This window comes from Actinomadura sp. DC4, from assembly GCF_030406325.1.
Taxonomy (GTDB): domain Bacteria; phylum Actinomycetota; class Actinomycetes; order Streptosporangiales; family Streptosporangiaceae; genus Actinoallomurus.
The window spans coordinates 375,257-399,824 of the sequence record NZ_JAUEQY010000001.1 but is presented as its reverse complement, the minus strand read 5'-3'; the positions used below and the strand labels follow the sequence as shown (position 1 = coordinate 399,824).

The following is a 24,568-nucleotide window of genomic DNA, read 5'->3' as shown; positions in this document are numbered from 1 at the left end:
TGGAACCGTGACTCACCGTGTTCGCAGGTTCGCGAATATCCACCGGTTGGCGGCCAGTGCGTCGGGGCGGTCGGGCTGGGGGCGTGGGCCGCGTCCGTGGTGGCGGGAGAAGTCGAACGCGGTGTGGACCGACGTACGCCAGCCGCGGGCGGCCAGGTCCCCGGCGGAGTCGGGCCGCGGGTCCCGGTCGAACAGGACGAGGAAGTCGACGCCGGCCTGCCGCCTGGCCTCCGCGTAGATCGGGCTCTCGCGGACGTCCGCCGACTCCACGCCGAGCTTGACCTCGTAGGCCAGGGCGCTCCCCGCCGCGCTGAGCCTGTCCACGGCCGCCATGAGGGCGCGTTCGGCGAGACGGGGAACGTAGAGCAGCACACCTTCGGCGAGCCAGGCGGTCGGCGCCTCGGGGTCGAAGCCCGCTCCGGTCAGCGCCTCGGCCCAGTCGCCGCGCAGATCGACCCCGATCGCGACCCGCTCGGCCTTCGGCGCGGCCCGCAGCCCGCCGAGGACCCGCCCCTTGAACGCGAGCACGCCCTCCCTGTCGATCTCGAAGACCCGGCAGCCGGGCGGCCAGTCGAGCCGGTACGCCCGCGTGTCCAGCCCGGCCCCGAGCAGGACGACCTGCCGGACCCCGGCGCGCGCCTGCCGGAGGAGGAAGTCGTCGAGCACCCGCGTCCGCAGGCCGAAGTAGCGCCCGAGCCGCCCCCACAACGGATCGGCCTCACCCCCCGGCACCTGCCGAGGCCGCACCGGCCAGCCGACGGACACCCGCGCCGCGCGTACGAAGTGCTCGGCGTAGACGTCACGGGCCAGGGCGTCGTGACGGTGCGTCTCGATCGCCCGCGCCGCGGCCACCACCAGGGCCGTCGACCCGACCCCCTCCTCCACGCCGACGCCATCGGCCATGAGTCCTCCTTCTCCCCGCCGCCACAGCGGAGCGGCACCACCCGGCACCCGCCCGCCGGGATGCCACCGGCCACCCGTAGACCCGCGCCGCACACACGAAGCGCTCCGCGCGGGCATCTGACGGCGCGTTGCGGCGCGGCGGCCTGCGCCACGGCCGCGGCGTTCTCGGCGAGGTGTGGTGGTGCTCGGTCGCGAGTTCACCGGCGCGGTCGCCGCGGTGGACGGTTTCGTCCCCGGCGGCCAGGGCCGTCGGCCCGGCACTGGGACGGACGGACGCTCCCGGCCGACACCGGCCGGGGTCAGACCAGGGTGTCGCCGACGGGATGGCCGCCTCGGGACAGGAAGTACTCCTCGATGGCGATGCGCCACTCGGTCGTGGCGACCTCGCCGGTGCCCTGGGGGTCGAACGCCTTGAAGAGGGCCTCGACGTTGTCCGCGGGGAAGCCCACCGCGGACATGCCCCGTACGAAGTCCTCGCGCTGGACGAAGCCGTCGTCGTCCCGGTCGCAGATCGCGGTGAGCGCGTCCGCGTACGGCCGGACGCCGTCCTCGAACTCGCTCGGCTCGTGGAAGCGGGCGTACTCCTCGGGGCTCAGCCTCCCGTCGCGGTTCTCGTCGAGCGTCTCGACCAGGCCTTCCCAGTAGCCCCGGCAGCTCGCGTGGAGCGCCTGGGCCTTGGGCGAGCTCTCCGCCACGCCCAGGGCCTCGACGATCCGGTGCCCGAGCCGGTCGAAGTCGTCGGCCTCCAGATAGCCGTTGGAGTTGGTGTCCAGAGCGTCGAATGCGGCGTTGATGCGATCCAGACGTGCGTCCACCGGGGGAACCTCCGAGGAGAAACTTGCAGATACGTACGGTAGTACTATCACCACATAGAGTGATCAATCAAGGCCTGTCAAAGCGATCGGCCGGCGAAGAGCGCCGTCTTCGTGACTCAGCGCACCGGGGCCGCGGGTGCCCGAGCCGGCCACCACGCGCCGCCGTGGCCGAACTCACCACCGGGAAGGGCGTCGGGCGGCCATGATCGTCGCGGACACGCGCAAGGTGAGGACGGCGCCGGCGAAGATGGCCGGGATGACCCAGATGGCGGGTCTCCAGTCGTGGAAGGACGTGAACACGATGACGCCGCCCCACCAAGCGCCGATCACGATGGGCAGCGGGACGCCGGCCAGCGACAGGCCCCAGCCGGCGATCAGCATCACGCCGATCCAGGCGAGGACCCAGGACAGGCCCAGCGACCAGTACGACCACTCCTCGTGACTGTCGGCGCCGATTCGCAGCCGTCTGACGTGGCCGTGCCAGACCTCGGCCACCCCGGCCGTCCCCGGTTTCGCCGCGTCGTAGACGGTGTGACCCACCGCGTACTTGTGCCGCGCGCCGTCCTCGGTCCGTACGGTCAGTTCGTAGTGGACGGTGTCCGACATCGGGAGGGAGGCCAGCATTCCTCCCACCGCGGGGGCGATCCGGAACGGTCCCTGGAACGGCGGTGGCATCGGAGGGGGTTGCGGCGGTGGCTGCGGAGGGGGCCAGTCCGGATCGGGGTCGTGGGTCGTGTACGTCGACTTCGACACAACGGTCATCCGCATTCGCGCGATGCAGCCATCGGACGACGTCGATTCGCCGCAGTAACCCGCCTTCTCGAACGCGCGGCGGTCGTTGTACGGGCCGGCGCCGAGCGCGACGCCACCGGCGGCTAAGGCCAGGCCGACGATCGTCACCGCCCAGCGTTCCCACGGTTTCGGGCCCATGCTCCCCAGCATGGCCTGCCGGTGGGCACGGCGCGAGGCGATCACGCCACTGATCCGCGCGGGCGGTTTCGACCGTTCTGGAACATAAGCAGGTCGGCGAGGTCGCCGCCTCTCGCGCACCACTCGACATTTCGCGCAGCAAAGGCCACACCGGTACTCTCGGCACATACCCGAGAGGGGCCATATCGAGGCGGATCAAGAGTCGAAGGGGACACTGGTGCCAGACGAGGAGATCCCTCTGGATCTGCGTACAAATAGGCCGACACCGGCCCGAATGTACGACTACTACCTCGGGGGCAAGGACAACTTCGCCGTCGACCGCGAGGCGGCGGAGCAGGTGCTGAGCGCCGCTCCCGAGGTGCGGATCCTGGCCAAGGAGAACCGCGCCTTCCTCGGCCGGGCCGTACGGTTCCTCGCCGCCGAGGCCGGCATCCGGCAGTTCGTCGACGTCGGCACCGGGCTGCCCACGCAGGGCAACGTGCACGAGATCGCCCAGGCCGTCGACCCGAGCGCGCGCGTCGTCTACATCGACAACGACCCGATCGTACGGGTGCACGCGAAGGCCCTCCTGCCGAGCGACGGCACCACCGCCGTCATCGAGGCCGACATGCGCGACCCCGAGTCGATCCTCAAGCACCCGGACCTGCACCGCCTCATCCGCTTCGACGAGCCGGTCGCCGTGCTGTTCATGTCGGTGCTGCACTTCATCGCCGACGAGTACGACCCGTACGGCATCGTCGCCGCGTTCCGCGACCTCACCGTGCCCGGCAGTCACCTGGCGCTGTCGCACATCACCTCGCCCGCGCAGAACACCGGCGCGGCCGAGGCCGCCGCGGACGTCTACAAGAACCGCGCCACCTCACCCGCGGTCCTGCGCTCGCCGAAGGAGATCCAGGCGCTCTTCGACGGGTACGACCTCGTGGAGCCCGGCCTTGTGTACCTGCCGCAGTGGCGCCCGGACACCCCCGGGACCGCGCGGGACGCCGAGTCGGTCTGGATGCTCTCGGGGGTCGGGCGCAAGATCTGACGAGCCCCCGTGGCGGCGGCGCACGGAGGTGCGGCGATACTCGACGTAACGCAGCCGACGTGAGGAGAGCGGGTTCATGAAGACGCGCGAGGTTCATCTTGCCGCACGGCCGAAGGGCTGGCCGACCCCCGAGGACTTCGCCGTCGTGGAGGCCGACCTGACCCCGCCCGAAGACGGCGAGGTGCTCGTCCGCAACCTCTTCATGTCCGTCGACCCGTACATGCGCGGCCGGATGAACGACGCCAAGTCGTACGTGCCGCCGTTCCGCCTGGACCAGGTGATGACCGGCGGCGCCGTGGGCGAGGTGGTGGAGTCGCGCCACCCCGGGCTCGCCGAGGGCGACGTGGTGCTGCACGACCTCGGCTGGCGTGAGCTGGCCAAGGGGCGCGGCAAGTGGTTCCGCAAGCTGGAGCCGGTCGAGGGCGTGCCGCTGTCGGCCTACCTCGGCGCGCTGGGCATGCCGGGCCTGACGGCGTACGTGGGGCTGCTCGACATCGCCGGGATGAAGAAGGGCGACACCGTCTTCGTCTCCGGCGCGGCGGGCGCGGTCGGCTCGCTGGCCGGGCAGATCGCCCGGCAGCGTGGCGCGGCGCGCGTCATCGGCAGCGCCGGATCGGCGGAGAAGGTCGCGTACCTGAGTGAGCGGCTTGGCTTCGACGCGGCGTTCGACTACAAGTCGGGCAAGGTCTGGAACCTGCTCGCCGAGGCCGCCCCGGACGGCATCGACGTCTACTTCGACAACGTCGGCGGCGAGCACCTCGAGGCCGCGATCGACTCCTTCAACCAGGGCGGCCGGGCCGCGCTGTGCGGTGCGATCTCGGCGTACAACGCGACCGAGCCCCCGGCCGCGCCGCGCAACCTGATCTCGGTCGTCGGCAAGCGGCTCACGCTGAAGGGCTTCATCGTGAGCGACCATGGCGACCGGCTCGCCGACTTCACCGCCGACATGGGCGCCTGGATCCGCGACGGGAAGATCACCTTCGAGGAGACGGTGTACGAGGGCGTCGACAACGCCGTGGACGCCTTCCTGTCGATGCTCGGCGGCAAGAACCTGGGCAAGATGCTCGTCCGTCTGTGACCCGGGCGGTCAGCGTTCGATGTAGCGCGTGACGAGCGCGGTGAGCTCGTCGACCATCCGCTCGCGCGGGATGCGCGGGCGGTCGAGGACGTAGCGCGCCGAGAGCAGACCGGTGGTCTCGGCGAGGATCCACACGGCCGTCTCGACGTCCAGGTCGGCGCGGAACCGCTCCCGGTTGAGGATGACGTACATGCGGACCAGGTCGCTCATCCGCCGGCGCAGGGCGTCGAGTTTGTCGACCGAGCCGAGGCGCGGGACCCGCTCGACGATGATGCGCAGCAGCTCGGCGTTCTCCTCGAACAGCTCGATCTGCGTGTCGAGCAGCGCCCGCCCGGCGGCCTGCCACGGCTCGGCCATGACGGCCTCGAGCCGGGCGCCGACGTGGTCGGCCAGGTCGTCGGCGAACCGGTCGAGCACGGCCACCACGATCGCGTCCTTGTTCGGGAAGTACTGGTAGAGAGAGCCGCTGCTGATCCCGGCCTCGGCCGCGATGCGGTTGGTCGAGGCGCCGTCGTACCCGTGCTCGGTCAGAACGCGAGTGGTGGCCTCGACGATGCGCTCCACCATCTGCCGGGAGCGCCGCTGGCGCGGGGTCTTTCGCGGGGAAAGGTCAGGTGGGCGGGGCATCGGGGGCTCCCCCTGAGAACGCGTCTTGTAAGCGAGTACTTATATGCGGTCAGCTTAATACGAGAGCGTCTCGAAGGGAGTCCGCACATGACGGCGACGGAAGAACAGGCGGCCACCCGGCCCGCGCGGCCCCAGCCGGAACCGTTCGGCCCAGGTTCGATCCTGTGGGACCAGATGGGCCTCTACACCTCGGCGCTGGCGGGCAACTGCGCCTTCGTCCTCCAGGTGATGCATCCGGCGATCGGGACGGTGGTCGACCAGCGGTCGAGCTTCCGCACCGACCCGGTCGGCCGCGCGCTCCGCAGCTTCGCCTCCGTGCAGACCTGGGTGTACGGCGGCCGTACCGCGATCGAGGAGGGCGAGCGCCTGCGCAGGATGCACGCCACGATCAGCGCCGAGGACCAGGAGGGCCGTACCCACCATGCCCTGTCCGCCGAGCCCTGGGCGTGGGTCCACCTGACCGGCTTCTACGCCGCCGTGTCGGCCGCGCGCTACTTCGCCACGCGTGAGCCGGAGCCGGGCGAGGAGCAGCAGGTGTTCGAGGAGTTCCTCCGGCTGGGCCGGATCCTGCGGGTCCCCGAGAGGATGCTCCCGGCCACCATCGCCGACTACTGGGCCTACTTCGACGACATGGTCGAGAACACGCTCGTCGGCCACCGGGTGGCCCACGACGTCCTGAGGATGATGGACCGCGTGCCGCCGGGCACGCCGGCCCTGCTGCGCCCGGCCGTGGCACCGCTGAGCGCCGTCGCCGGGCGCGTCGGCCGGTTCGTCGCGATCGGCACCCTTCCCCCGGCCGCCCGCGACAAGCTGGGCCTGAGCTGGAGCGACGCCGACGAACGCCGACTGCGCGCGCTCGGCCGTTCCATCGCCCGCGGCAGCGCCACGCTGCCGGAACGCCTCCGCTACATGCCGATCGCCTACCGCGCCCGGCAGGCCGCCCGCGCCCGGGAACGCCTGGAGAGGGCGCTCGCCGAGCGCCCCGTATAGAAGGAGCCGCGACCGCCCCCGTACGGGTCGGGCCAGGGTGTGGCAGAGGTTCTCCACGCGGGCGTGGAGATGGGGCAGGTCGCGCCTCTGCCCGCCGCTCCCGCGATCGGGGCGGCCAGGGTCACCGTGATGCCGGTGACCGCGGCACAACAGACCGACATGGTGAATACTCGGCGCATCGCCTGCCCACGCTCTGGACGCGGGGGCCGGCCGACCGCGACGGTGACGCGTGGCAGACCCTCGAGGCGGCGTGGCGCTCGCCGGGGTGTACCCGGGCTCACGCTGGACCGGCACCACGCTGGAGGTCGACGTACCCGAGGAGTCCGAGCACGCGCCGGCCGGGCGCGGCCTGACCCTGCTCCCGTCGCCGTTCTGGACCGGCCGCCCGATGATCGGCACCCACTCCGACGGGTCGATGCTCCTGCTCTACCCGTCGCTCACCCCGCTTCCACTGGTCGGCCCCGAGCCGGCCGGCGCCCTCGCCGCGCCGCTCGGCCGTACGCGCGCCGCGGCCCTCGAAGTCCTCGTCGAGCACCGGACGACCACCGAGCCGGCGGCCGACCTCGGCATCAGCGCGGCGTCGGCCCACGCCAAGACCCTGCGCGCGGCGGGCCTGGTCGTCACGCGCCCTACGGGCAAGGCGGTCAGCCACGTGACCACGCCGCTGGGGCCGCGGCTGCCGTCGCCGCGCCGGCCCTGCGGCCGGCGCGGCGACCGTTCGCTCAGCCCAGGCGCCACTGCTGGTTGGCGCCGCCGTTGCAGGTGTAGAGCTGGATCTGCGCGCCGTTCACGTTGCCCGAGGACTGGTCGCCGTGGGCGACGTCGAGGCAGAGCCCGGACTGGGTCCCCACGATGGTGCCGTCGGGCCGCAGCTCGAACCGCTGGTTCGCGCCGCCGTTGCAGGTCCAGAGCTCGACCTTCGTCTCCGGCGCGGTCTGGTTGTTGTACGCGTCCAGGCACTGCGTTCCGCCGTACACGCGCAGCTCACCGGCCGCGGTCGGCGTCCACCCCTGGTTGGCGCCGCCGCCGCAGTCCCACAGCTCGACCTTGGTGCCGGGCGTGGTCTCGTTGTCGAAGACGTCCAGGCAGCGGTTCGCGGACGCGGCGACGAGGCGGTGCGTGGTGCCCACGGTGCTCCCGCTGCCCTGCGACACGCGGTACATCACCGAGCCGTGCGCGGGCACGGTGGCCGAGATGGCGCCTCCCGTGCTGGTGACGACGTGCGACCAGAGGTTGTCCAGCTTGTACGAGGACGAGGAGGGCAGCCCGACCGCGGACGCCGTGGTCGAGATCGTGGCGGCCGAGCCGTTCTCGTTGAAGAGCACGACGGAGACGTCGCCGCCCGCCAGCGGTTTGGCGAGCACGTCCAGGCCGCCGGAGGAGGACACCTGGGTGCCCTGCCTGCCGAGCGTGTCCTGGTCGACCGCGACCACGTCGCGGTTCGTGTAGAGCGACAGGGTGGCCGGCGAGGCGTTGCGCAGGTCGGTACCCGAGATCAGCGGCGCGGCCATCTCGGCCCACAGGCTGAACTCCGAGCGGTCCTCGGTGAACGACATGCCGTTGCCGACCTCGAGCATGTCGGGGTCGTTCCAGCCGCCGGGCCCGGCGTACTGGGCGAGCTTCACGTTGGCGTGGAAGATCGACAGCATCGAGCCGTACGAGGCGTTGATGTCGCCGGTCGTACGCCACAGGTTGCCGGTCGCCGAGCCCCAGGTCCAGACGCTGTCCTCGCCCCACTCACAGAGGCTGTAGACGATCGGCCGCCCGGTGCGCGCGAGCGCGTCGCGCATCGCGTTGTACCGCTGCTCGTGCGGCACGCCCTGGTTGTTGCAGTTGTCGTACTTGAGATAGTCGATGCCCCAGGCGGCGAAGCTGTTCGCGTCGGTCTGCTCGTGATTGAGGCTGCCGGGGTACCCGGCGCAGGTCGCGGTGCCCGCGCTCTCGTAGATGCCGAGCTTGAGCCCCTTGGAGTGGACGTAGTCGGCGGTCCCCTTGATCCCGTCGGGGAACTTGGCCGGGTCGGGAACGAGGGCGCCCGCGGAGTCCCGGCTGTGGGTCATCCAGCAGTCGTCGATGTTGACGTACTGGTAGCCGGCGTCCTTCATGCCATTGGCCACCATCCGGTCGGCGGTGTCCTTGACGAGCTGCTCACTGACACCGCAGCCGAAGGCGTTCCAGTCGTTCCAGCCCATCGGCGGTGTCTTGGCCAGCCCGTTCCCGAGGGCCTCCGCCGGTGACGCGGTCCCGGTCACGGCCGCCGCCGGGGCGAACAGCGTGACCAGAGCGAGGATGACCGCAGCCTTGCGCATTGCGCCTCCACAGGTCGCGCGTACCGCGGCGGCGAGCCCCCAGAAGCACCGGCATCGGACCGGCGCCCCACCGACTGACGCGGACGCTAAGGAGGTTCGTAACATTCCGGACATATAGCGTCAACAACGATCTGACCATGGCCGTGTCAGGCCACGGTTTCGATCCACTTCGGTCGACAACGACCAGAGCGGCGACCAGGTCGCCTGGGGCGTGCTTGTGGATCCTGCGGGCGGGCGAACTCCGAAGACACGCCTAGCGGGCGGGCTCGCCGACGAGGCGGGGCAGGACGTCCAGAGTGATGTGGAGGAGGGTCTCCTCCAGCAGGAGCTGGGCCTGCTGGCGCGTCAGGCGTCCGCGTTTCAGCCACTCCAGCGAGACCGCCTCGGCCAGCCCGCTGTAGCCGCGCAGCACCGCGCGCACCTCGGGGTGCCGCGCCGCGAGGGCGCCGACGCCGACGACCTCGTTGATGCGGTCCACGGCGCGTTCGCGGGCCTCGTCGAGCAGCGAGCCGAGCCGCGGGTCGCCGCCGGACGAGGCGCGCTCGACCGCGGCGAGCCAGGTCTCGGCGTTGCGCTCGAGGAGTTCGAGCCAGCCGTCGATGCTCTCGGCCACGCGGTCGCGGACGCTGGCCCCCGGGACGTAGGCCGGCACCGGGATCGGGGGGACGTGCAGCATCTGCTCCACGGCGGCGAGGTACAGCTCGCGCTTGGTCCCGAAGTAGTGGTTGAGCAGCCCGCGGCTCACGCCCGCCGCGGCGGCGATCTCGGTGTTGGAGACGGCCTCGTACGGACGCTCGCGGAACAGCGCACGCGCGCACGTCAGGATCTGTGCCCGGCGTTCGTCGTGGTCCTTGCGGACGCGCGTGGGCGCCCGTTCGATGCTCTGCTCGCCCATCTCGACCTCGCTGTCGCCGGGCACGACCGCGCCCTCCCGCCGGTAGGTCGCCGGCCGCGCCGGCGCAACATCACTCTTAGGAAGGTAGCGCGTTCACGGAGTGGCCACGCCCGGCCGCGACGCCGATCAGCCGGGGTCCGAGGTGGCCGTCGGACCGGGCGTGACCGTCGTGCCGTCGGGCTTGGTGAGGCTCTCGTTGATGGCGCCGATGGAGTTCACGCTCTTCACGCGCCACTGCCCGTGCTGCCGGACGAGCTCCATCTCCAGGTAGGAGCCCAGGACGCGGCGGGTACCGGCGGTGCTCTTGACCTCCGAGTCCATGACGACGACGGCCTTGGCGTCGTCTCCGCCGACGTCGCCGACGTAGACGGTGCGGACGGTGGCCTTCGCGTCGGCCTTCAGCTTGGTGATGATGCCCTGCAGGCCGTCGGTGAAGGCCACGTCGTAGGTGCGCCCGAAGTCGTCCGTCGTCATGCCGAGCACGCGCTTGCGCGCCGCGTCCGGGTCGGAGTGGTCATAGCTCAGCAGCGCCTGGCCGAACTCCCCGGCCCGCGTGCTGACCTGCCGCCGCGTGTCCTCGCGCGCGGACAGCCGGCCGGCCTGCCGCCACTGCAGGAGCGCGGTCGTGACCGCGGCGGCCAGGACGACGAGGACCATGACGCGCGTGAGCAGCGCGGCGGTGAGCAGACGCCGCCGCTCCGGCGACGGCTCCTCCGAAGGCGACGGCTCCTCGGCCTCGGGCTCGGCGGCCTCGCCGGGCCGGTCCTCATCCGTGGTCCGCTCGTCCGCGGCCTTCTCGGTTTCGGTGGGCATCGGTTATCTCCAGTCTCCGGTCAGTCGTGCGGTCGTGATCGGCCGGATCGTGTACGGGCGACGACGCGCACCGTGTTGGCGGCGACGGCGAGCAGGACCACGGCGGACAGGATGATCGGCAGTAGCGGCAGCAGTCGTGCGGTGGCCGGCTCGCGGGAGCTCACCGGCCGCGCGCCCAGCTCGGGCACGGAGTCGCCGGATGGCGTGGACGACGGGGTGGCGGAGGACCCGGGCGCGGCGGGCTCGGCCGGCGCGGAGACGGCGACCGAGCCCGTCCCCCGTGATTTCGCGCAGCGTGGCACCTCGGGCGTGACGGGCTTGGCCGTCGGGTCGTCGTACTCCTCGGCGGCCGTCGGGCCGGCGAGCGTGATGACCGGCCGCGCCTTGAAGTAGGTGACCCCCGAGGTCGTGACGGTGATGTCGTTCACGAGCGCCTGCAGCGTCGGGATCACGGTGAGCAGGTGGTGGATCCGCTCGGTCGCCGCGGAGGTGAAGACCGGCGGCCCGGGGACCGCGGCCGCCGTCAGCAGGCAGTCGAGGCCCGGCCGCGAGGTCTCCAGCAGCGAGTCGACCTGGTGGAGGAAGGTCGGCCCCTTGGTGAGCATGGTGTCGAAGTCCTGGCGTGAGGACCTGAGCGAGGCGGTGAACGCGGCGAGGTCGTCCGCGCTGGAGGCGATCTGGCCCCGGTGGAGGGCGAGCGTGTGGGTGAGCCGCGTCAGCCGTACGGACAGGTCGTCGAGCAGGCCGGAGTTGGCGGCGAGCGTCGCGGTGAGCTGGTCCGTGTCGCCGATGATGTCCCGGATCGACTCCCCGCGCCCGTCCAGGCCCTCGGCCAGCTCGTGCACCACCGTGTGGGCGTCCTGCGGGTCCACCGCGTCGAGCGAGCGGCCGAGGTCGTCGAACACCCGCCCGTAGTCGATGGTCGTGGACGTACGGGACAGCGGGATGCGGCCGCCCTCACGGAGCGGCGCGGCGGGCGTCCCCTTCGGCAGCGACAGGTCGACGTACGGCTCGCCGATGACCGACTTGCGCAGCACCTGGGCGCCGACGTTGGACGGGACCCGTACGCCGTGGTCGAGGTCGAGGCGCACCGCGACCCTGCCGGTCTCCAGCCGTACGGTGCCGACCCGGCCGACGGCCACGCCGAGGTAGGTGACCTGGAGGTCCTCGTGCAGGCCGGGCGAGGAGGTGAAGTCGGCGGTCACGTGGAACGGCCGGTCGATGGCGTCGATCCGGATGAGGGTGCTCGCCGCCCAGACCGCCAGGACGGCGCCCAGGAGGGCGAAGAAGGCCAGGTTGATCAGGATGCGGGGCCTCATCGCGGTCCCGCGATCGTGTCCAGGTCGGGGAGGATGCCGCCCGGGACGGGCGTGGTCTTCGGCGCGGGCGCGGGCTTCGCCGCCTTCGGCAGGGTCGCGGGCGTGCCGGACGACGGCAGGAACCCCTTGAGCCACATGTAGATCAGCGCCTGGCCGCCGTAGGAGACCGACGGGCCGTTCAGGAAGTTCAGCACGGTCTCGGCCAGTTGCTTGAGCTCCTCGCGCCCGCGTACGGCCGAGGCCAGGATGGCGTTCGCCCGCCGCAGCAGCGCGGTGAGGCGTGCGGCGTGGCGTTCCTGGATCCGCACGTTGAACGACCGGGCGAGCGAGGTCAGCCGCTGGATGCCCCGCTTGAGCTGAGCCCGGTCCGCCTTGAGCCGCGAGGTGGCGAGCACCACGTTGCCCGGCAGGCGGTCGAGCCGCTCACTGCCGGACGCCAGGGTGCGGCCCAGCCGGCCGAGCGCGTCGATGGTGCGGGCCAGGTCCGCGCTCGCCGCGGCGTAGTCCCCGCTGACCGCGCTCGCCCGCTTGATCAGGGAGTTCAGCCGCTCGCCCTTTCCGCCGAGGGCGGCGGCCGTCTCGTCGATGACCGTGGCCACGTCCTGGCCCGCCAGCGCGGCGAGCAGCGGCCCGACCTTCTCGGTGATCTGCTCCAGGTCGGGTGCGACGCTCGTCTTGGTGATGGTCGCGCCGGCCGGGAGGTACGGGCGGGAGTTCAGCGCGTGGCCGGGCGGCAGGTCGAGCCGGACGTAGTTCTCACCGAGCAGCGACGTCTTGGCGATCACCGCCGTGGTGCCGACCGGGATGTGCCGGCCGTCCTGCAGCGACATCGTCACGCGGGCGCGGTAGCCGGACAGCCTGATCTTGGTGACCGTGCCGATCCGCACGTCCGAGACCTGGACGCTGTGCCCGACGACGAGGCTCTGCACGTCGTCGAAGGTGGCCGACAGGGCGATGTGGCCCTTGGGCGCGCCCGCGGTCTGGATCGAGCAGGCGGCCATGTTGGCGAAGATGACGGCGACGATGACGACCGCGAGCACGCCGGCGGCCGGCCGGCGCGTCACTTCGCGCCCTTCGGGCAGTTGGCGATGTTCGGATCGCCGGACAGGCACGGGACGCGTCCCCAGCCGAGCGCGGTGAACAGCGGCTGCAGCCAGACCCGTACGGTCGCGTCGAGCACCAGGCGGATGACGGCCACATGGTTCTTGCGGTCCCAGGCCTGCACCGCGACGTCGGTGAAGCGCGACAGCGCGCCGATGACCTGGTTCACCGAGCCGCTGCCGGCCTTGAGGGACAGCACGATGTTGGACAGGCCGGCGACGGCGCCCGGCAGCGTCTCCTGGTAGGAGACGAGGAGGGCCCCGCTCTTGCGGATCATCGCCACCATGCCGGCGATGAAGTTCTTCAGCTCGGTGCGCTCGCCGGCGAGCGTGCCGGTCGCGGCGGCGACGTCGTCGATGGTTCCGCCGAGGTCGCGGTCCTTGCGGTTCAGCCCGGCCGCGAGGTCGCGCAGCCCCTTGGCCACCCGGACGATGCGCTGGTCCTGGCCGGCGAGGTCGCCGGTGAGGCTCGCCGTGGAGCGCAGCGCCTGGTTGATGTCGTCGCCCCGCCCGTCCAGGGAGTCGGCGCCGGACTTGATGAGCTGGTGCAGGCGGGCGGGGTCGATCGCCTCGTCCAGCTTCGTGAACGCCGCGAGCGCCTGGTCGATCTCCGCGGGCAGCTCGGTACGGTTCTGCGGGATGACCGCGCCGGGGGCGGCTCTGGCCATGCCGGGGCGCCACGGCGGGTACAGCACGACGGTGCGCTCGCCCAGCGTGTCGACGGCGGCGATCGCCGCGTGCGCGTCGGCCGGCACCGGGACGTCGCGGTTCACCGCGAGGTCGACGCGCACCCGCGAGCCGACCGTACGGATCGAGGTGATGGTCCCGGCATTGGCCCCCATCACGGTCACCTTCGACTTCTCGTACAGCGAGGGTGTCCGCGCGAAGTACGCGGTCATCCGGTAGGTGCCCGGTGAGCCGCCGACGACCGAACACCCGCCGGTCGAGGCGGCCAGGGCCAGTACGGTCACGGCGACGGCGGCCCGCCTCGCCGGCCGGCCGGGACGGTGGCTCATGGGCGTCCTTTCACGAGGGCCGCCAGGTCCTGCGGGGACAGGGGGCCGAGGCCGGTGAAGACGATCTCGAGCCACGGCCCGTAACCGCCGATGCCCGACAGGCCGGTGAGCGTCGGCCCGGCCCAGGCCAGGACGCTGTCGAGCGAGTCGAGCCGCGGGCGCAGCGTCGTCAGCGTGGTCCGCAGGTCCGCCATGATCGCGGTGAGCTGGGACTGGTGCTCATCGATCAGCGTGCCGATGCTCCGCACGGCCGCGCTCCCGCTGCCGAGGATCGTCGTCAGCTCGGTGCGGCGGCGCCTCAGCTCGGCCAGCAGCGACCGGGCCTGGGCGAGCAGCCGGGACAGCTGGCGGTCCTTGGACGAGGCCAGGGTGAGGATCTTGTCGCCGTTGTCGAGGAGCTCGTGGATCTGCGGGTCGTTGTCGTCGACGGTCTGGGCGAGCGCGGTGAGGTTCTGGAGCGAGCGGCCCAGCCGCCCGCGGTTCTTCACCGTCAGGCCGCTGAGCTGGTCGAGCACCTTGTTCAGGGAGGCGGTGTCGAGCTTGGAGACCGCCTCGGTCGAGTCCTTCAGCACCTCGTTGACCGAGACCGGGGTCTTGGTACGGCTCAGCGGGATGCGCCGCCGGGAGGCCGGCAGGTCCCGCATGTACGGGCTGGAGACCGGCCCGGACAGCCGCACGTACCGGCCGCCGAGGATGTTGGCCGTCTCGATCTCGGCACGCGTCCCCGCGCCGAGCCGCACCTTGCTGTCGACCTTCCACGTGATGATCACGTCGCCGCGGCCGAACTCGGGCTCGACCGCGGTGACCTCGCCGACCGGGACGCCCGCGACCCGTACCTCGTCGCCCGTGCGGATCGAGCCGGTGTCGGCGAAGACCCCGGACATGGCGTACCGGTCCTTCAGGAGGCCGAGGGTGCCGGTGAGGAAGACGGTCACCACGGCCAGCGCGAGGACGGTGACCGAGACGACGCCGACGGCGATCGGGTTGCGGTCGCGGAAGGACTTGAGCGCCATCACTTCACCCCGATGAGCAGGTGCCGCAGGGCCTTCGGCGAGTCGATCGGGCCCTCGCCCTCCTGCGACCCCGGCAGGCGCGTCTGGTACGGGCAGGGCGGCCCGGACAGCGCGGCGCAGGGCACCGCCGCGTCGGCGAACCGCCCGTTGTCGACCGCGGCGAAGATGTGCTGGAGCTTCGGCGTGCCGTTCGCGAGCACCTGCGCGACCGTCGAGGTGTTGCGGCGTACGCCTCCGGTCAGCACCGACAGCCGGGCGACGAGGGTGCTGAGCTGACCGGCGTTCCTGCCCAGCACGTCGTTGGCCGTGTGCGTCATCCCGGACAGCTGCACGAGGGCGTCGTCGACGAGCGCCTGGTTCCGGGTGAAGCCGTCCCCGAGCGCCACCAGGTCGTCGATGGCCTGGCCGATCTGCTTGTCGCGCCTGGCCACCACGCGGGTGACGGTGGCGTAGTCGGCCAGCATCTGCGACAGGGTCTGCCGGCGCGCGGCGATGGTCGAGGTCAGCGTGTCGACGTTCGTGATGAGGCGGGTGATGTCGTCCCCGTTGCCGTCCATCGCCTGCGCGAGCGAGACGAGCAGCGCGTTGACCTGGCCGGGGTCGAGGCTGCGGGTCAGGGGCGCGAGCCGGTCCAGGAGCTCGCCCGCGTCGACCACCGACCGCGTACGGCTGATGTGGGTGCCGGGCCGCATCCTGCGCGGGCTGGAGCCGGGGACGAGGTAGATGACCCGGCGGCCCATCGCGTCGCGCCAGCGGATCGCGGCCTCGCTGTCGGCGGGCACGTGGACGCCGTCGTCGACCGTGAACGCGACCCGCGCGCGGCCGTCGACGACCGTGACCGAGTCGACGCGTCCCACCGGCGCACCGGCGATCTTGACCTGGTCGCCGGCCCGCAGGCCGCTGACGTCGTCGAACGTCGCGGTCAGCCCGTACCCGCCGCCGAGCCCGACCCGGGCGATCTGCGCCGCGATGAAGAGGGTGAGCGTGACCGTCACCAGCAGGAACAGCCCCAGCCGTACGAGCAGGCCCTGCCGGGCGCGGGTGCGCTCGGACCACCGCGCCATGTCAGCCTCCCCCGCCGGGGCACAACCCGATGAGCAGCTCGCACGGGTTGCTGGGCAGGAAGACCTGCGCGGCGACGTAGTGCTTCCCGCCCGGCCCGGGCACCTTGGTCAGCGCCCCGTAGACGGGCAGGAGCCGGTTCGCCGACCGTACGGCGTCGCCGTACAGGCCGAGCTGGGAGTAGATCACGGAGGTGGCCCGCTCACCGGTGCGGAAGGCCTCGCCGAGCTGGTCGCCGCGCTTGTCGAAACCATGCGACAGCAGCGCGGACACCTGCGCGATCTGGTCGGCGAAGTCGCCGAGCCGCCCCTCCCTGCCGTCGGCGAGGGAGGCGATGACCGCGTTGGTGTCGCCGCTCACCGCGACGATGTCGCCGGCCGAGCGGGCGAGCGTCTCGGACAGGTCCGCACCGTCCCCGAGGAACTCCCGGGCCTCGCTCCTCCTGCGGTACGCGACCCGCAGGATCTCGTCGGTGTGGTCGATGGTCGAGCGCAGGCGCGTGCCCTGGCCGTCCAGGCCGACGGCCAGGGTGTGCACGATCGTGGACACGTCGGCCGGGTCGATCGCCCGGACCGTCGCGTCCGCGCTGCCGAGCAGGTCGGCCAGGTCCTTCGGGTCCGACGTACGGGCGATGCGGCCGCCGTCCGCGAGGTACGGGCCGTGCGCCTCGCCGGCGCCGGGGACGAGGTCGACGAACTTGGGCCCGAACGCCGAGGCCGGTTCGATGGCGGCGGTGGCCGAGCCGGGCACCCGTACGCCCGGCCGCAGCCGCAGCGCGACGGTGACCCGCCCGTCGTCGTCCAGCCGGATCGAGGACACCGTGCCGACCGTGACACCGCGGATCTTCACCGGCGAGGAGGAGTCCAGCCCCTGCCCGGCGCGGCCGAACGACCCGGTCACGCGCAGGCCCTCCGTACGGAACGGCTTCGCGACCAGGACGTACAGGCCGGCCGCGAGGAGCAGCACGCTCGCCGCCGTCACCAGCAGCCGTCGCCGCCACGACATCTCGAGGTTCATCCGCTCAGCCTCACCGTGCCGCCGCTGCCCCAGAAGACGTAGGAGAGCAGGAGGTTCAGCGAGACGATCACGACGATCGAGAGCCGGATGGCGCGGCCCGCGGCGCGCCCGACCCCGGCCGGGCCGCCGGTCGCGAAGTAGCCGTAGTAGCAGTGGATGACGATGACGGCGAAGGAGAAGATCGCCACCTTCACGCAGCTGTAGACCAGGTCGATGGTCGGGAGGTACAGCCGGAAGTAGTAGTCGTAGACGCCCGGCGCGAGGTCGAAGAAGCTCGTGCTGATCCACCGGGTGGCGAAGAAGCTGGCGAACAGCGCGATGAGGTACAGCGGGATGAGCGCGATGAGCGCCGCGACGACGCGCGTGCAGATGAGGTAGGTGAAGGCGCTGATGCCCATCACCTCCAGCGCGTCGATCTCGTCGGAGATGCGCATCGCGCCCAGCTCGGCGGTGAACGCCGAGCCGCACTGGGCGGCCAGGGCGGTGGCCGCGATGACCGGGGTGATCTCACGGACGTTGGCGAAGCTGCCGACCACGCCCATGAAGGACTGCGCGCCGATCGACTGGAGCCCGGTGTAGCCCTGCAGGCCGACCTCGGTGCCCACGAAGAACGCCATCGCGAAGACCACGAAGATCATGCCGCCGCCGACGACCGTGGCGCCGACCCCGACGACGATGTCGCTGACGTGGCGGACCACCGTCTTGCCGTACTTCAGCCGCAGGATGACGTCGCGGAAGCTGTAGAACAGCACCTTCCCGATGAAGACCGGCCAGTCCGCCAGGCCGCCCATCGGCGGGAGGACCCGGTCGAGCACGAGGGTCGTACGCGTGGCGAGGCGGCGCGCCTCCGGGAGCGTCGCCATCAGGCTCTCGGGGGGTACGCGACGAAGTAGATCGTCGTGATGACGTAGTTGAGGGTGAAGACGAGCATGAAGGTCACCACGATCGCCCGGTTGACGGCCCGGCCCACGCCGACCGGGCTGACCGCGCAGGTCATCCCCATGTAGCACGCCACGTTGGCGGCGATCAGTCCGAACAGGAACGCCTTGAACAGCGTCACCAGCAGGTCGGAGGTCTGCAGCAGCGACAGCGCCCCGTCGAAGTAGGCCCCCGGGGTGACGTCCTGCAGCAGGACGTTGAACACGAACCCGCCGCCGGCTCCCGAGAGGATGACCAGCGAGGCCAGCAGCGTCCCGATCGTGCCGGCCGCCCAGAGCCGCGGGGTGACGAGCCGGTGGATGGGGTTGACGCCCATCACCTCGAGGGCCGACAGCTCGTCCCGGATGTGCCGGGCGCCCATGTCCGCGGCCATCGCCGAGCCGCCGGCGCCGGCGATGATCAGCGCCGCCGCGATCGGCGCGATCTCCCGTACGAGGCCCACGACAACCGCTCCCCCGGTCGCCGACTGGGCGCCGAGCTGGCCGGCGAGCTGCCCGACCTGCAGCGCCACGGTCGCGCCGAGCGGGAGCGCGACCAGGATGACCGGCAGGCTCGTCACCTTCGCGAGGAACCAGCACTGCTCGACGTACTCCCAGAACCAGGAGCGGACCGCCCAGCTTCGCCGCAGGCCCTCCAGCGCAACCACGAACAGGTCACCGACCTCGGTGAGCAGTCCGCGCACGCGGACGGGCATCTGCACAGCGGTCACCGGCTCCACCTCCCGAGCTATGGACATTTGTTACAATAGCCACATATTGGCAACACGCCAATGCTTATTGGCGGTCCGTCAGTACAGATGGCGGCCACGAGTGATCTCTTGCCACCCCCGGCCTCGCGAGGGACGATCACTACTGATCGACGGATCAGTAGGAGGTCGCCCGTGTACGACATCGTGGTGATCGGAGGCGGGCACAACGGCCTGGTGGCCGCCGCCTACCTGGCGAAGGCCGGCTTGCGCGTGTGCGTCTGCGAGGCGCGTGAGGTGGTCGGCGGCGCGGCGGTGAGCGAGCATCCGTTCGGACCCGGCTACACGGTCACCTCGCTGTCGTACGTGGTCAGCCTGCTGCCGCCCGCCCTGGTACGCGACCTGCGGCTCGACCGCCACGGCTACCACGTCTACCCGCAGGGCCCCTACTTCGCGCCGCGCGCCGACGGCGGGCACCTGCGCCTGCCGGAGGACCGCGTACGGCGGCGAGAGGAGATCGAGCGGTTCTCCTCCAAGGACGCCGCGGCGTACGAGCGCTGGGACGCGTCGATGGGCGAGCTCGGCCGCATCCTCGGCCCGCTGCTGGAGCAGATCCCGCCCAAGCTCGGCTCGCGCCGGCCCGCCGACCTGCTCGGGCAGGCGCGGCTGTTGCGTTCGCTGCGCGGCGTGAACGTCCGCTCGGCGGTCGACGTCGCCCGCGTCCTCACCGACAGCATCGCCGACCTGGTGGAGGACCACTTCGACTCCGACGCGATGCGCGGGGTGCTCTCGGTGTCCGGGGTGATCGGCACGTGGGCGGGCCCGCGCTCGGCCGGCACCGCGTACGTCATGCTGCACCACCACGTCGGCGAGACCGCGTGGGGCTTCCCGCGCGGCGGCATGGGCGGGGTGACCCAGGCCCTGGCCGCGGCGGCGCGGGAGTTCGGCGCGGAGATCCGCACGTCCGCGCCGGTGGCCCGCATCGGCACCTCCGGCGGGCGCGTCACCGGCGTCACGATGGAGTCCGGCGAGGAGCTGACCGCCCGTACGGTCATCACGACCGCGCACCCGGCCATCTCGTTCCTGCGGCTGCTGGACCGGCGCGACCTGCCGGAGGACTTCGTCCGCGACATCGAGCGCTGGAAGACCCGCAGCGGCACCGTCAAGATCAACCTGGCCGTGGACCGGCTGCCGGAGTTCCGCGGGATCGACGGGTTCGACCCCGAGGTGCACGGCGGCACGATCGTGCTGGCCGAGTCGCTGGACGACGTCGAGGGCGCGTTCCAGGACGCGGTGGCCGGCCGGGCCGCCGCGCTGCCGTTCGCCGACGTGTGCATCCCGAGCGTCTTCGACGACTCGCTCGCGCCGGAGGGCCACCACATCGTCTCGATGTTCACCCAGTGGGTGCCGCACACCTGGCACGACGCCCAGCCGGCGGCGGAGCTGGAGGCCTACGCCGACCGGGTGGTCGCCCGGATGGAGGCGGTCGCGCCGGGCTTCACCTCCTCGGTGCTGCACCGGCAGGTGATCGGGCCCTACGACATGGAGCACGAGTACAACCTCATCGGCGGCAACATCTTCCACGGCGAGCTGACGCCGGGCCAGATGTTCCACGCGCGGCCGGCGGCGGGCTACGCGGACCTGCGCACCCCGATCGAGGGGCTCTACCAGGCCGGCTCGGCGACCCACGGCGGTGGCGGCGTCACCGGCGTGCCCGGGCGCAACGTCATCCGCCAGGTGCTCAAGGACCGCCGGAGACGCCGGTGAGGTCAGAGTTCGGCGAGCCCGAGCTCGCGGGCGGCCTGGTCGTAGGCCCAGGTCTCGGCCCGGTTCCGGGTGAGCACGCCGCGGTGCACGGTCGTCTGGACCGAGAGCCCGTCGATCAGCGCCGTGATGCGCCACGCGGCGGCCTCGGGGTCGGCGCAGCGGAACTCCCCCGCCGCGACCCCTTCCGCGATCAGCGCCGCGATCGTGTCGCGCCAGCGCAGGTCGAGCCGCCGGCAGACGCGGCGCAGCTCCGGCTCGCGCAGCGCGGCCGACCAGCCGTCGATCCACAGCCGCCAGCCCGGCGCCGCGGACCCGCTGGGGTGGTACAGCCGCAGCGCGCGGACCAGGCGGTCCCGCGCCGTGCCGCCGGAGGCGGCGACCGCGGCCAGCCGGTCGAGGTCGCGCCGGGCCGCGTAGCCGAACGCCTCGGCGACCAGCCGGTCCTTGGAGCGGAAGTGGTAGAAGACGAGCGCGGTGCTGACGCCGAGGGCGGTGGCCACGTCGGCCACCCGGACCGCGGCCACGCCCCGCTCGGCGATCTGCGCCACCGTGGCGCGCAGGATCTCCTCGCGCCGGTCGGGGGCGGTCAGCCGGGCCACGCGCCGACACTATCCCGGCGCGGCCGCCCGGCATGAGGGCCTGGCCGCCCGCGCCGCTCACCGAGGCCGAGCTGGAGGGGGCACTGCGGCCGTTCGGCGCGGCGACGATGCTGCCCGCGACCGCGTACACCTCAGGAGAGGTGCTCGCCTGGGAGCGGCGGCACCTGTTCGCCGGGACGTGGAGCTGCCTGGGCCGCGCCGACGAGCTGCTGCCGGGCGGGGTCACCCAGCGCGCGGTGACCGTCGGCGACGTACCGGTGCTGCTCACGCCCGAGGGCGCGTTCGCCAACACCTGCCGGCACCGCGGCCACGAGCTGCTGGCCGAGGGGTGCACCTCGGCGCGTGACCTGGTCGTCTGCCCGTACCACGCGTGGGCGTACCGGCTCGACGGGACCATGCGCGCCGCGCCCGGGTCCGCGATCCGCGGGCTCGGCCTGCCCGCGCTGCCGCTGACGGTCTGGCACGGCTGGGCGTTCGTCAACGCCACCGGCGACGCGCCGCCGTTCGCCGGCCACGCGGGCGCGCTGACCGCGCTGGTCGGGCCGTACGCGCCGGAGCGGCTCACGCTCGCGGCGCGGCACGAGTACGACGTGCGGGCGAACTGGAAGGTGATCGTCGAGAACTACCACGAGTGCTACCACTGCCCGCTCATCCACCCGGAGCTGTGCGCGGTCTCGCCGCCGTCCAGCGGCGACAACTACGAGCTGCCGGGCGCCTGGGTCGGCGGCTCGATGGACCTGCGCGAGCACGCCGAGACGATGTCGCTGGACGGGCGGTCCGGCGGAGCGTTCATCCCGGGCGCCGAGCGCCGCCGCGTGCACTACTTCGGGCTGCTCCCGGACCTGCTCATCTCGCTGCACCCGGACTACGTCATGACGCATCGGCTCCGGCCGCTCGCGCCGGGACGTACCGGGATCGAGTGCTCCTGGTACGTCCCGGCGGGAGTGACCGACGCGGGGTACGCCGTGGAGTTCTGGGACCGGACCAACCGCCAGGACTGGGCCGCCTGCGCGTCGGTGCAGCGCGGCCTGGCCTCGCCGCACTTCCGGCCCGGCCCCTTCACCCCGGGCGAGGACGCCGTGCACCGGTGGGTGCGGACGGTCGCCCTCGCCTACCGCGGCGAGCCTCCGGTCAGCGGGGCCTGATGAAGACGGCCGCCACGGCCAGCGCCACCAGCGCGAAGACCGCCGCCACCTCGAACGCGACGCTCACGCCGTGGACCGCGCCCCCGTGCCGGCTCGCCGTGCCGAACACCGAGACCAGGACGGCCATCCCGAGCGCGCCGCCGACCTGCTGCGTGGTCTGCAACATGCCCGAGGCGGCCCCGGAGTCCTCCCGCCGCACCCCGGACAGGATCGTCAGGGTGAGGGGAAGGAAGACGATCCCGGCGCCCAGCCCGAACAACAGCATCGGCCCGAGCGCGCCCGAGGCGTACCCCGAGGTGGCGGACAGCCGCGTCAGCCACAGCATCCCGGCCACGATCAGCGGCAGCCCGGTCAGCATCATCCGCCGGGTCCCGAACCTCGGCACGAGCCGGGGCGCCAGCCGCGCGACGCCGAACAGCAGCCCGGTCATCGGCAGGAACGCCAGCCCGGCCTTCAGCGGGCTGAAGCCGAGGGAGTTCTGCAGGAACTGGACCAGGAAGAAGAACATCCCGAACATGGCCGCCGCGAGCAGCAGCATGTCGAAGTAGGACCCGGACCGTGCCCGGTCGGCGAACAGCCGCAGCGGCACGACCGGCTGCTCCGCCCGCGACTCGACCGCCACGAACGCCAGGAGCAGGACCACCCCGGCGGCGAACGCCAGCAGCGTCACCGGGTCGCTCCACCCCGCGTCGGCCGCGCGGATGAAGGCGTACACCAGCGCGACCATGCCCGTGACGGACGTGGCCGCCCCGGCGAGGTCGAGCCGGCCCCGGTGCCGCTCGGTCTCCGCCAAGAACACCGGCGTCAGCAGCAGCACCGCCGCTCCGACCGGCACGTTGATGAACAGGACCCAGCGCCAGGAGGCCCAGTCGGTGAGCACGCCGCCGAGGATCAGGCCGACCGACGCGCCGGCCGAGGACGTGGCGGAGAAGATGCTGAGGGCCCGGTTCCGTTCGGATCCCTCGGCGAAGTTGACCGCGATGAGGGCGAGCGCGGCGGGCGCGGCCAGCGCCGCCCCGACCCCCTGGACGGCCCGCGCCGCGAGCAGCCAGCCCGAGGAGCCGGCGAACCCGCCGAGCAGCGAGGCGAGGGTGAATATCGCGATGCCGGTGGCGAACACCCGGCGGCGGCCGAGGATGTCACCGGCCCGGCCGCCGAGCAGGAGCAGGCCGCCGAACGTGAGCGAGTAGGCGTTGCTGACCCAGGACAGCCCGGTCGCGGAGAAGTGCAGGCTCTGCTGGATCTTGGGAAGGGCGACGAAGACGACGGTCGCGTCGAGCACGACCATCAGCTGGCACGCGACGATGACGGCCAGGGAGATCCCCGGATGACGCGTATGTCGCGGCGGCGCGCCGGAGGCCGGCGCGCCCCGCGAGGGGATGGTCTGCTGGGACATGAGTCATAGACTCCTTGTTGCTGGAAGAGTGCCGGGCGTCCCCCGAAGTGGCTGTCGGAGCCGCCCGGAACCTAACCGGAGGGTTCCTCCGCTACGATACGGAGGTACCCTCCGGTACGCAACCGTCCCGGGAGGAGCGATGACGACCACCGGGGACCGCCCGATGCGCGCCGACGCACGCCGTAACTACAAACGGCTGCTCGGCGAGGCGAAGGAGGCGTTCCTCGAGCACGGCGCGGAGGCTCCGCTCGAGGACATCGCCCGGCGCGCCGGGGTCGGCATCGGCACGCTGTACCGCCACTTCCCCACCCGGCTGGCGTTGCAGGCCGCGGTCTACCAGGACCAGGTCGACGAGCTGTGCGTCAAGGCCTACGAGCTGCTCCGCACGGGCCCGCCGGGCGACGCGCTGGCGGCCTGGATGCGCGCGTTCGCCGAGTACGCCACGAGCAAGCGCGGGCTGATGCAGACGCTGAAAGAGGTCATCGACGTGCGCTCGGACCTGTTCGACCGCTGCCACGACGAGATCCGCGGGGCGGCCGCCGCGGTGCTGGTCCCGGCCCAGGAGGCCGGCAACGTACGCCCCGAGGTCACGGTGACGGACCTGCTCCGCCTCACCCACGGCCTCTCGGTGGCCACCCAGCACGCCCCGGAGACCGCCGACCGGCTCCTGTCGTACCTGATCGACGGCCTGCGCCCGCCGCACTGAGCCGCCGGTGACGGCCGGCCCGCTCGTCTGGTTGGATTGCGGCATGGAACGTGTGCTCGGAATCGGCGGACACTTCATGCGGGCCGCCGACCCCAAGGCCCTGAACGCGTGGTACCGCGACTGCCTGGGCCTCGACGCCGACGAGAACGGCCTGTGGAGTCAGGAGGCCGGGCCGACGGTGTTCGCCGCGTTCGACTCCGCAACGGACTACTTCGGGTCCCCCGCCCAGCAGACCATGCTCAACTTCCGCGTCCGCGACCTGGACGCGATGCTCGCGCAGCTGCGCGCCAAGGGCGCGGACGTGGCCGATGACGTCCAGGAGATGGACGGCGTCGGCCGGTTCGGCTGGGTCACCGACCCCGAGGGCAACCGGATCGAGCTGTGGCAGCCCACTGAGCCCTCCGGCTCCTAGGACCG

Annotated in this window: 25 protein-coding genes; 7 read left to right on the top strand and 18 right to left on the bottom strand. The window is 72.2% G+C overall.

Annotation, left to right across the window (positions count from 1 at the left end):
- Nucleotides 1-12: 12 nt before the first annotated feature.
- The 3 genes from QWU11_RS01795 to QWU11_RS01785 form a co-directional block, all read right to left on the bottom strand.
- On the bottom strand, nt 13-903 hold the full coding sequence (locus QWU11_RS01795) for a class I SAM-dependent methyltransferase (RefSeq protein WP_290103177.1): 891 nt from the start codon (nt 901-903) through the stop codon (nt 13-15).
- A 299-nt stretch (nt 904-1,202) separates the two neighbouring features.
- Complete coding sequence (locus tag QWU11_RS01790; protein WP_290103175.1) at nt 1,203-1,718, bottom strand: EF-hand domain-containing protein; 516 nt, start codon at nt 1,716-1,718, stop codon at nt 1,203-1,205.
- Between the two features lie 174 nt (nt 1,719-1,892).
- The gene (locus QWU11_RS01785) at nt 1,893-2,648 is read right to left on the bottom strand and encodes a hypothetical protein (RefSeq protein ID WP_290103173.1); all 756 of its coding nucleotides are present in this window, start codon (nt 2,646-2,648) and stop codon (nt 1,893-1,895) included.
- A 217-nt stretch (nt 2,649-2,865) separates the two neighbouring features.
- Between QWU11_RS01785 and QWU11_RS01780 the strand changes: the two genes are divergently transcribed.
- Nucleotides 2,866-3,675 carry an SAM-dependent methyltransferase gene (locus QWU11_RS01780; RefSeq protein WP_290103172.1) on the top strand — a complete coding sequence of 270 codons (810 nt, stop codon included), beginning with the start codon at nt 2,866-2,868 and terminating at the stop codon, nt 3,673-3,675.
- A 76-nt stretch (nt 3,676-3,751) separates the two neighbouring features.
- Nucleotides 3,752-4,753, top strand: coding sequence for an NADP-dependent oxidoreductase (locus tag QWU11_RS01775; RefSeq protein WP_290103171.1), 1,002 nt, complete (start codon nt 3,752-3,754; stop codon nt 4,751-4,753).
- Between the two features lie 9 nt (nt 4,754-4,762).
- On the opposite strand, the gene QWU11_RS01770 is transcribed toward QWU11_RS01775, so the two are convergent.
- Nucleotides 4,763-5,380, bottom strand: coding sequence for a TetR/AcrR family transcriptional regulator (locus QWU11_RS01770; RefSeq protein WP_290103170.1), 618 nt, complete (start codon nt 5,378-5,380; stop codon nt 4,763-4,765).
- A gap of 87 nt (nt 5,381-5,467) precedes the next feature.
- Between QWU11_RS01770 and QWU11_RS01765 the strand changes: the two genes are divergently transcribed.
- Nucleotides 5,468-6,370: an oxygenase MpaB family protein gene (locus QWU11_RS01765; RefSeq protein WP_290103168.1), complete on the top strand. Its 903-nt coding sequence runs from the start codon at nt 5,468-5,470 to the stop codon at nt 6,368-6,370.
- Nucleotides 6,371-6,647: 277 nt separating this feature from the next.
- Here the strand turns inward: QWU11_RS01765 and QWU11_RS01760 are convergent, their stop codons facing one another.
- The 12 genes from QWU11_RS01760 to QWU11_RS01705 all read right to left on the bottom strand — a co-directional run bounded on the left by QWU11_RS01760 (nt 6,648) and on the right by QWU11_RS01705 (nt 18,562).
- Complete coding sequence (locus tag QWU11_RS01760) at nt 6,648-6,959, bottom strand: hypothetical protein (protein WP_290103166.1); 312 nt, start codon at nt 6,957-6,959, stop codon at nt 6,648-6,650.
- Nucleotides 6,960-7,092: 133 nt separating this feature from the next.
- On the bottom strand, nt 7,093-8,679 hold the full coding sequence (locus QWU11_RS01755) for an alpha-galactosidase (RefSeq protein WP_290103164.1): 1,587 nt from the start codon (nt 8,677-8,679) through the stop codon (nt 7,093-7,095).
- A gap of 253 nt (nt 8,680-8,932) precedes the next feature.
- Nucleotides 8,933-9,598, bottom strand: coding sequence for a TetR/AcrR family transcriptional regulator (locus tag QWU11_RS01750; protein WP_290103163.1), 666 nt, complete (start codon nt 9,596-9,598; stop codon nt 8,933-8,935).
- A gap of 102 nt (nt 9,599-9,700) precedes the next feature.
- The gene (locus QWU11_RS01745) at nt 9,701-10,387 is read right to left on the bottom strand and encodes a hypothetical protein (RefSeq protein WP_290103162.1); all 687 of its coding nucleotides are present in this window, start codon (nt 10,385-10,387) and stop codon (nt 9,701-9,703) included.
- Between the two features lie 20 nt (nt 10,388-10,407).
- Nucleotides 10,408-11,706, bottom strand: coding sequence for an MCE family protein (locus tag QWU11_RS01740; protein WP_290103161.1), 1,299 nt, complete (start codon nt 11,704-11,706; stop codon nt 10,408-10,410).
- Nucleotides 11,703-12,770 carry an MlaD family protein gene (locus tag QWU11_RS01735; protein ID WP_290103160.1) on the bottom strand — a complete coding sequence of 356 codons (1,068 nt, stop codon included), beginning with the start codon at nt 12,768-12,770 and terminating at the stop codon, nt 11,703-11,705. Before QWU11_RS01735 ends, QWU11_RS01740 begins: the two co-directional genes overlap by 4 nt.
- Nucleotides 12,767-13,822, bottom strand: coding sequence for an MCE family protein (locus tag QWU11_RS01730; RefSeq protein ID WP_290103159.1), 1,056 nt, complete (start codon nt 13,820-13,822; stop codon nt 12,767-12,769). Before QWU11_RS01730 ends, QWU11_RS01735 begins: the two co-directional genes overlap by 4 nt.
- Entirely contained in the window at nt 13,819-14,835 is a 1,017-nt protein-coding gene (locus QWU11_RS01725) for an MlaD family protein (protein WP_290103158.1), read from the bottom strand. The genes QWU11_RS01730 and QWU11_RS01725 overlap by 4 nt, the downstream gene beginning before the upstream one ends.
- On the bottom strand, nt 14,835-15,899 hold the full coding sequence (locus QWU11_RS01720) for an MCE family protein (RefSeq protein ID WP_290103157.1): 1,065 nt from the start codon (nt 15,897-15,899) through the stop codon (nt 14,835-14,837). Before QWU11_RS01720 ends, QWU11_RS01725 begins: the two co-directional genes overlap by 1 nt.
- Before the next feature lies 1 nt (nt 15,900).
- Nucleotides 15,901-16,914: an MCE family protein gene (locus QWU11_RS01715; RefSeq protein WP_290103156.1), complete on the bottom strand. Its 1,014-nt coding sequence runs from the start codon at nt 16,912-16,914 to the stop codon at nt 15,901-15,903.
- Nucleotides 16,911-17,777, bottom strand: a complete 867-nt coding sequence (locus tag QWU11_RS01710; protein ID WP_290103155.1) for an ABC transporter permease — start codon at nt 17,775-17,777, stop codon at nt 16,911-16,913. The genes QWU11_RS01715 and QWU11_RS01710 overlap by 4 nt, the downstream gene beginning before the upstream one ends.
- On the bottom strand, nt 17,777-18,562 hold the full coding sequence (locus tag QWU11_RS01705) for an ABC transporter permease (RefSeq protein ID WP_290103154.1): 786 nt from the start codon (nt 18,560-18,562) through the stop codon (nt 17,777-17,779). The genes QWU11_RS01710 and QWU11_RS01705 overlap by 1 nt, the downstream gene beginning before the upstream one ends.
- Nucleotides 18,563-18,733: 171 nt before the next feature.
- On the opposite strand from QWU11_RS01705, the gene QWU11_RS01700 reads away from it, so the two are divergent.
- On the top strand, nt 18,734-20,305 hold the full coding sequence (locus QWU11_RS01700; RefSeq protein ID WP_290103153.1) for an NAD(P)/FAD-dependent oxidoreductase: 1,572 nt from the start codon (nt 18,734-18,736) through the stop codon (nt 20,303-20,305).
- A 2-nt stretch (nt 20,306-20,307) separates the two neighbouring features.
- Here QWU11_RS01700 and QWU11_RS01695 read toward each other — a convergent pair whose 3' ends face one another.
- Nucleotides 20,308-20,904 (bottom strand): TetR family transcriptional regulator C-terminal domain-containing protein, encoded by a 597-nt coding sequence (locus tag QWU11_RS01695; RefSeq protein ID WP_290103152.1) that lies wholly within the window; start codon nt 20,902-20,904, stop codon nt 20,308-20,310.
- A gap of 32 nt (nt 20,905-20,936) precedes the next feature.
- Here QWU11_RS01695 and QWU11_RS01690 point away from each other — a divergent pair, with 32 nt between their 5' ends.
- Nucleotides 20,937-22,049, top strand: a complete 1,113-nt coding sequence (locus tag QWU11_RS01690) for an SRPBCC family protein (RefSeq protein ID WP_290103151.1) — start codon at nt 20,937-20,939, stop codon at nt 22,047-22,049.
- On the opposite strand, the gene QWU11_RS01685 is transcribed toward QWU11_RS01690, so the two are convergent.
- Entirely contained in the window at nt 22,036-23,445 is a 1,410-nt protein-coding gene (locus QWU11_RS01685; protein ID WP_290103150.1) for an MFS transporter, read from the bottom strand. The genes QWU11_RS01690 and QWU11_RS01685 overlap by 14 nt on opposite strands.
- A 139-nt stretch (nt 23,446-23,584) precedes the next feature.
- Here QWU11_RS01685 and QWU11_RS01680 point away from each other — a divergent pair, with 139 nt between their 5' ends.
- Nucleotides 23,585-24,151, top strand: coding sequence for a TetR/AcrR family transcriptional regulator (locus QWU11_RS01680; RefSeq protein WP_290103149.1), 567 nt, complete (start codon nt 23,585-23,587; stop codon nt 24,149-24,151).
- A gap of 43 nt (nt 24,152-24,194) precedes the next feature.
- Nucleotides 24,195-24,563 carry a VOC family protein gene (locus QWU11_RS01675; protein WP_290103148.1) on the top strand — a complete coding sequence of 123 codons (369 nt, stop codon included), beginning with the start codon at nt 24,195-24,197 and terminating at the stop codon, nt 24,561-24,563.
- Nucleotides 24,564-24,568 lie beyond the last annotated feature (5 nt).

Excerpts from the sequence above, each read along its gene's own strand:
- QWU11_RS01795 (WP_290103177.1), bottom strand. The coding sequence starts at position 903 with ATGGCCGATGGCGTCGGCGTGGAGGAGGGGGTCGGGTCGACGGCCCTG.
- QWU11_RS01785 (WP_290103173.1), bottom strand. The coding sequence starts at position 2,648 with ATGGGCCCGAAACCGTGGGAACGCTGGGCGGTGACGATCGTCGGCCTG.
- QWU11_RS01775 (WP_290103171.1), top strand. The coding sequence starts at position 3,752 with ATGAAGACGCGCGAGGTTCATCTTGCCGCACGGCCGAAGGGCTGGCCG.
- QWU11_RS01770 (WP_290103170.1), bottom strand. The coding sequence starts at position 5,380 with ATGCCCCGCCCACCTGACCTTTCCCCGCGAAAGACCCCGCGCCAGCGG.
- QWU11_RS01765 (WP_290103168.1), top strand. The coding sequence starts at position 5,468 with ATGACGGCGACGGAAGAACAGGCGGCCACCCGGCCCGCGCGGCCCCAG.
- QWU11_RS01755 (WP_290103164.1), bottom strand. The coding sequence starts at position 8,679 with ATGCGCAAGGCTGCGGTCATCCTCGCTCTGGTCACGCTGTTCGCCCCG.
- QWU11_RS01745 (WP_290103162.1), bottom strand. The coding sequence starts at position 10,387 with ATGCCCACCGAAACCGAGAAGGCCGCGGACGAGCGGACCACGGATGAG.
- QWU11_RS01740 (WP_290103161.1), bottom strand. The coding sequence starts at position 11,706 with ATGAGGCCCCGCATCCTGATCAACCTGGCCTTCTTCGCCCTCCTGGGC.
- QWU11_RS01730 (WP_290103159.1), bottom strand. The coding sequence starts at position 13,822 with ATGAGCCACCGTCCCGGCCGGCCGGCGAGGCGGGCCGCCGTCGCCGTG.
- QWU11_RS01725 (WP_290103158.1), bottom strand. The coding sequence starts at position 14,835 with ATGGCGCTCAAGTCCTTCCGCGACCGCAACCCGATCGCCGTCGGCGTC.
- QWU11_RS01720 (WP_290103157.1), bottom strand. The coding sequence starts at position 15,899 with ATGGCGCGGTGGTCCGAGCGCACCCGCGCCCGGCAGGGCCTGCTCGTA.
- QWU11_RS01715 (WP_290103156.1), bottom strand. The coding sequence starts at position 16,914 with ATGAACCTCGAGATGTCGTGGCGGCGACGGCTGCTGGTGACGGCGGCG.
- QWU11_RS01710 (WP_290103155.1), bottom strand. The coding sequence starts at position 17,777 with ATGGCGACGCTCCCGGAGGCGCGCCGCCTCGCCACGCGTACGACCCTC.
- QWU11_RS01690 (WP_290103151.1), top strand. The coding sequence starts at position 20,937 with ATGAGGGCCTGGCCGCCCGCGCCGCTCACCGAGGCCGAGCTGGAGGGG.
- QWU11_RS01685 (WP_290103150.1), bottom strand. The coding sequence starts at position 23,445 with ATGTCCCAGCAGACCATCCCCTCGCGGGGCGCGCCGGCCTCCGGCGCG.
- QWU11_RS01680 (WP_290103149.1), top strand. The coding sequence starts at position 23,585 with ATGACGACCACCGGGGACCGCCCGATGCGCGCCGACGCACGCCGTAAC.
- QWU11_RS01675 (WP_290103148.1), top strand. The coding sequence starts at position 24,195 with ATGGAACGTGTGCTCGGAATCGGCGGACACTTCATGCGGGCCGCCGAC.